Raw genomic sequence first — 5,658 nt, 5'->3', positions numbered from 1 at the left:
TTTCTGGTGCGTACCGGGCTGAGAGGCGGTGTAAGTGAACTGTAGTTGCCATGTTTTACGGCAATGAGAGCAGAGATAGCGCTGATGTCCGGCAGTGCTTTTGCCGTTACGCACCACGCCTTCAGTAGCGGAGCAGGAAGGACATCTGATGGAAATGGAAGCCACGCAAGCACCTTAAAATCACCATCATACACTAAATCAGTAAGTTGGCAGCATTACCTACTCTGACTGGGATAAAGAGCAACTTCAGGACGCAAACTCAAGCTGGATGGTCGAAGACTCTTTCCCGAGAGCATTACGCGAGTACAACGAAATGGTTGATGACTATAATAGCCTGCGTTAAACGTTTTTGATGATAAATGCAGTGTCGGATGCGGCGCATCTGACACAGTTCACCCCTTGTGAAGTAACTCCATAAATGCCTCATATCCTGTTAACCCGGCAATAACCTCTGCCGGATGCTGACACAATATGCTTGCCAGATAGCTAAATATTTTTAGCTCATGACGCGCATCGGCGGCGGCGCAGGCGATCAAGACATGGTTAATGACTTCGTTATTCACCTCAACTGGTTGGGCGAGGGTAATAAAAAATCCACGAAAACGTCGCTCCTGTTCGCTCCAGCAATGTGGGATGGCGAGGCGATTAACAATCAGGTTTTCACCTTCGCCTTCGCGGGCGATGATGCGTTGTGCTTCATCGGCGGTAATATGGTGTTGTGCGACTAATTGCGCACAAATTTGCCGGGTAATATGTTGCCAGCTTTCACCGCGTACATTCGAATAATGAAAACTTCCGGGGGCAGAGAAAAAACGCTCCGGTTGCTGGCGAATAAATGCCGTCGCCAGAAAATGTTTTATTTGTTCGATACCGGCAGCCGTAATGATATTTTTTACGGTGATGTAATTATTTACCGCGTCTTCCAGTAAATAATGGCTATTGTTAATGATCAATAACGGCTCAATCTCTTCGCGAATGGCAACAAGTTCGCTTAAGCTACGGGCAATAATTACCCGACAATTTAAAACATCGCGCTCAATGGCGAGCTGATTAATAGTGGCAATCGCGTTCTGGTCCGAGAGCAAAATGATCGGCTGGCGTTCGTTTTGATGCCGCTCCAGCGCACAGGCAAAATACAAACCGATCAGATCGTTGTCGAAAAGGGGAATATCGAGCTGTTCACGCAGTAGCGTAATAAAGTGCAGACTCATATCAAAGGCCGCAGGCCAGGCTGCTTTCAGGTTATTCATGCTACTTTGGCGGTGCTCAGCAATCCACACCGGTGCGGCAAGGCAACGTAATAAATGCCCGGTAATATTCTCAACCAACTGCGTATCAATAATATTCAATGACGCGATGTCTGGCACCCTTTGCAGCAACCCCAGCACATGATCGGCTGAAATTACCTGCGCTTGCTGATGCTGTTTCTCTATCAAACCTGTCAGGGTTCTTACAGCGTTATCACCAAGAAACATGCCGCTTTGTTCAACGATTTGTTTTATCTCGTCACCGGGATATTGCGGCCACTCATCGGTCAGTTGATTACGCAGGGCGTAAATCGCCAGAATCAGGCTGGAGAGATAATCACCCTGCATGAGCGGCCAGCGGTGTTGGTTGTCGCAGGCCGTGGATAAATGCTGAAGGTTGTCTCGTGTTACGCCCGCCAGCGGAATTAAAAACGGATCTTTGCGCAGCAAGTTCGCCAGCAAGATAACGCGCTTCTCTTCTGTCTCATCAATGAAATGGCCCAAACCGGGGCGGCTGGCCAGGCAACAAGCGCGTTCATAACGCTGTTTTAACCGGGGCAGACGCTCTGCGACCCACGTTTCTGGCAAATTAAGCGCCGAGGCGAGTTGCGCACGGGGAGTAAAGGTATTCAGTAATAACAGTGCCAGCAGCCGATAGTCGTTATCGTGCTTTTGCAGCAACTGAAAAAAGCTGCGGCGCTCGAAGATTTCCAGCTGATAGCCCGCACTACCACTGGCGGAAATGCGGGCTTTGCCGTTAAGGGTAAAGTTGAGATAGTCAATATCACGCAGGATGGTCCTGCCTGAAACGCCAGTCTGTTGCGCCAGCTCACCAGGCGTGCGCGGCTGTTGCTCCAGCAGATCGACAATCTTTAACTGGCGTTCGTTTAGCATTAATCCATCTGACGGAACTGGCTAAACGCGTTGACTTTCTCCGCGGTTAAGGTGGTCAGAAAATCCCGTATCAACGTGAGCAGAGCATCGTAATCGGCTTTTGAAATCATACCGCTGTTAGCGTGCAGATAGCGGGTTGGCAGGCACAGCGCAACAACCGGACGCCCGCCGCCCATCACGTTGTAGCGCCCGCCATCCGTCGCACCGGTTTTCATGGTGGAAAATTGCAGCGGTAAATCGTTATGTGCGGCACAGCTTTTTAACGCTGCTACCAGTTTCTGGTTGGGGAAGTAGCGCTTGTCAAACAGCATCAGCCCCGGCCCCTGGCCCAGTTTCAGCGGGTATTTAATGTTATCAATGCCCGGAACATCGCCTGCGACAGCGGTATCCAGCACGATCACTACATCCGGTTTAATGTGTTCCGCCGAGGTTTGTGCCCCGCGTAGCCCAACTTCTTCTTCCACGCTGCCGACGCCATACAGCGTAATTTCGGGATTATTCACCGTCTGCAATAGTTCAGCCATCATTGCGCAGCCGATGCGGTTATCCAGCGCCTTGCCGACCACTTTATCTTCGCCCCAGCAGGCAAAATTGGCTTCCGGGCTAATAAAATCGCCCATCGCCACACCGCGTTTTTCCACCTCATCGCGACTGTTTGCGCCAATATCAATGAACATCTCATCAAATGACAGCGGCCGTTGCCTTTGCTTTTCCGTTAACGCATGAGGCGCGACGGAACCAATCACACCAGGGATTTTCACTCCCTTGTGTGTGCGTATGGTTACCCGGTGGTTGAGCATCGACTGATTCCACCAGCCACCAATGGTGGTGAAACGCAGAAAACCGCTCTCGTCGATGTGGGTGACCATAAAGCCGACTTCATCCATATGCCCGACAACGGCAACTTTTGGACCTTTATTCCCCTTACGGGCAACAAAGCTGCCCAGACCATCAAAGGTGATCTCATTAACGCAAGGTTCCAGCGTGTTTATCAGAATGTCGCGAACTTCCTGTTCATCGCCGCTGACGGCGCTGGCTTCGCACAACTGTTGCAGTAACTCAATGTTCATGGACAAGCTCCTGTTGCGCGGCTTTCGCTTTGCGGCGTAACCACAATCCTTTCAGGACGATAATGAATGAAATGTTCAGCGCGAGGCCAATCGCCAGCACCAGATAAAACGAACCCACCGGCGACATCAGGCCGATCAGCGGGTCAAAGATACCCAAACCAGGTGCCAGACGTTTGATTCCGAAAGCGATCACCAGCACGCCGGTAATGCCACCCGCCAGCGTATTGGCGGTAATCATCGGCAACGGAGCTGCCAGAGCGTAAGGTATAGCCGGTTCGGTTGCGACTGTGGCACCGACCACAATGGCACTACTGGCAGCCTCTTTTTCCTGTCGGGTAAACAGTTTGGGCGCAATGAACGTCGCAAGACCCGCCGCAACGGGCGGCATCAACGCGACAACGCCGACGATGGCGTACCAGTCATAAATGTGTTTTTCCAGCAGTGAGAAGCAGAAGAACCAGGCGGTTTTATTGATGGGGCCGCCCATATCGAACGCCAGCATCGCACCGACCAGAAACGCTGCTGCAAACTTCATTGATGGAGGAATGGTATTCAGGAAGTGGAGCAGCCCGCCCATGAGGTCGGACATCACCGGCCCGATAACGTAGTAAGTGAGCACGCCGAAAACCAGCAGAGTAACGAACGGGATCAGCATTGAACCGAGCAGCGGTTGTAATGCTTTGCCAAGGCGCACTTTGCGGAACCAGAAGACGAAATAGCCAATCGCCAGCCCCAGCACCACCGCGCCGAGGAATCCCGCACCCGACTGGGTGCCGAGCAGCGCTTTGTCGTTCGCCAGATAGCAAACCAGAAACGCCGGAGCGAAAGCCGGTTTATCGGCAATCGACGAGGCAATATAAGCGCCCATGATGGGGATCATAAAGGTGAAGCCAAGGTAACCGATGGATTCAACTACCCAGGTAAACGACGGCGCGCCTTTCGACATATCGGTATACGGCAAACCGAACTGCACCAGCATGTTGGCAAGCGCCACCAGGATACCACCGCCGATGACAAACGGCAGCGCCGCAGAGATGCCCGCCATCAGGTGGCTCATCACGCTGCCGCTTTGCATTTCCTGTTTGCCAAGCTTCACGCCACTATCTGCGGCAAAAAGCTGCGAGTTTGTCGGTAATTCGCTGAAAATCTGGTCGATATTTTTCAACGCCTGGGAGATGGCAATCTCATAAACTTTCTTCCCGGTAAACCGCGCGCGATCATCACCGCTCAGGCCACGCCCGGTAGCGAGAATGACGTAATCGGCAGCGGCAATCTCTTCGCTGGATAAGCGGTTTTCAACGCCACTGGACCCTTGAGTTTCCACTTTTATGGTATGGCCGAGAGAACGGGCTTTCTGTTCCAGGGCTTCCGCCACCATGTAGGTGTGAGCGATCCCGGCGGGGCAGTTGGTGATCGCGACAATACGTAAGGATGACTCCATCGCCACTTCCTTATGAGCTGAGGGTTTGATTTAACAAGGCAAGCACTTGGTCGGTATCGCCCTGTTGCAGTTGATGAATAAATTCCTTGTGAATAATTTTGCGACACAGTGTGCCGATGATTTTGACCTGATCCTCTTCGCCGCTTTGCGGCACGCCGAGGCAGATCCAGCAATTGACGTCTTCGCCATCGCTGGCTTTCCAGTCAATAGCCTGCGCTTTGCGGGCGAATAATACGAACGGTTGTTTAACGCAGGCGCTTTTACCGTGCGGCACGGCGACACCGGAACCAAATCCAGTAGAGTGCATTTTTTCGCGCAGCAGCAGGGTTTGCAGGAACTGGTGTGAGTCGGTGATAAAACCGTTTTGTAACGCTATTGTCGCCAACTGCTTCAGAACGGAATAAGCGCCATTGCCCTGAATATTCAGGTCAATACAGCTTGCAGTAAGAGCTGCCATTAATCGGACTCCATAAAATATATTTTAATCAATTGTAATGGTGGAGCGATTAAGTGATGAGAGGCGATATGTCGGTAAACAATGACAATTTGAGACAGAGTGAAAGGTCAGATTTGCGGAGTAATGCACATAATGGTTATTTAAATAAACCACATGAATCATTAATGGGTTATTCATTATTTTTGTGATTTACTCACAATGTATCAGGGAAATATAACTTACCGGGAGATGTAATATGTTTAATTTTTCAAATCGAAATTTAAAATATTGTGCCGGAGGCATCTCCGGCACATTGGGCAATTACGGCAGGTAAAACACTTCTTGCAGCTGGTAATGCTGCCAACTTACTGATTTAGTGTATGATGGTGATTTTAAGGTGCTTGCGTGGCTTCCATTTCCATCAGATGTCCTTCCTGCTCCGCTACTGAAGGCGTGGTGCGTAACGGCAAAAGCACTGCCGGACATCAGCGCTATCTCTGCTCTCATTGCCGTAAAACATGGCAACTACAGTTCACTTACACCGCCTCTCAGCCCGGTACGCACCAGAAA

The 5,658-nt window shown here is 51.0% G+C and carries 6 protein-coding genes and 1 pseudogene; 2 read left to right on the top strand and 5 right to left on the bottom strand.

All coding sequences use genetic code 11. From position 1 onward, the window contains the following. Positions 1 to 165 (bottom strand): IS1 family transposase (locus tag BHE85_RS09905; protein WP_047664789.1); only part of this gene is annotated, 165 nt, incomplete at its 3' end. A 49-nt stretch (positions 166 to 214) separates the two neighbouring features. Here BHE85_RS09905 and BHE85_RS09900 point away from each other — a divergent pair. Next, positions 215 to 343: pseudogene (locus BHE85_RS09900) on the top strand (DUF3829 domain-containing protein); the annotation flags it as partial. Positions 344 to 392: 49 nt separating this feature from the next. On the opposite strand, the gene BHE85_RS09895 reads toward BHE85_RS09900, so the two are convergent. From BHE85_RS09895 to BHE85_RS09880, 4 genes are read right to left on the bottom strand one after another with little or no spacing between them, the layout of a single operon-like run. Beyond that, complete coding sequence (locus BHE85_RS09895; RefSeq protein WP_000931352.1) at positions 393 to 2,141, bottom strand: putative frv operon regulatory protein; 1,749 nt, start codon at positions 2,139 to 2,141, stop codon at positions 393 to 395. Further along, on the bottom strand, positions 2,141 to 3,211 hold the full coding sequence (locus BHE85_RS09890; RefSeq protein WP_001019497.1) for an aminopeptidase: 1,071 nt from the start codon (positions 3,209 to 3,211) through the stop codon (positions 2,141 to 2,143). Before BHE85_RS09890 ends, BHE85_RS09895 begins: the two co-directional genes overlap by 1 nt. Then, positions 3,201 to 4,652 carry a PTS fructose-like transporter subunit IIBC gene (locus tag BHE85_RS09885; protein WP_039064336.1) on the bottom strand — a complete coding sequence of 484 codons (1,452 nt, stop codon included), beginning with the start codon at positions 4,650 to 4,652 and terminating at the stop codon, positions 3,201 to 3,203. Before BHE85_RS09885 ends, BHE85_RS09890 begins: the two co-directional genes overlap by 11 nt. 10 nt (positions 4,653 to 4,662) lie before the next feature. Next, positions 4,663 to 5,109, bottom strand: a complete 447-nt coding sequence (locus BHE85_RS09880; protein ID WP_000729595.1) for a PTS fructose transporter subunit IIA — start codon at positions 5,107 to 5,109, stop codon at positions 4,663 to 4,665. Between the two features lie 384 nt (positions 5,110 to 5,493). Here BHE85_RS09880 and BHE85_RS09875 point away from each other — a divergent pair. Beyond that, positions 5,494 to 5,658: IS1 family transposase (locus tag BHE85_RS09875; protein ID WP_047664789.1), on the top strand; the 165-nt coding region annotated here is incomplete at its 3' end.

It is taken from the genome of Shigella sp. FC1567 (genome assembly GCF_001743015.1).
Lineage (GTDB): Bacteria > Pseudomonadota > Gammaproteobacteria > Enterobacterales > Enterobacteriaceae > Escherichia > Escherichia coli.
Note: the sequence above shows the minus strand (reverse complement) of the source record. Positions and strands in the feature narration are given on the sequence as shown.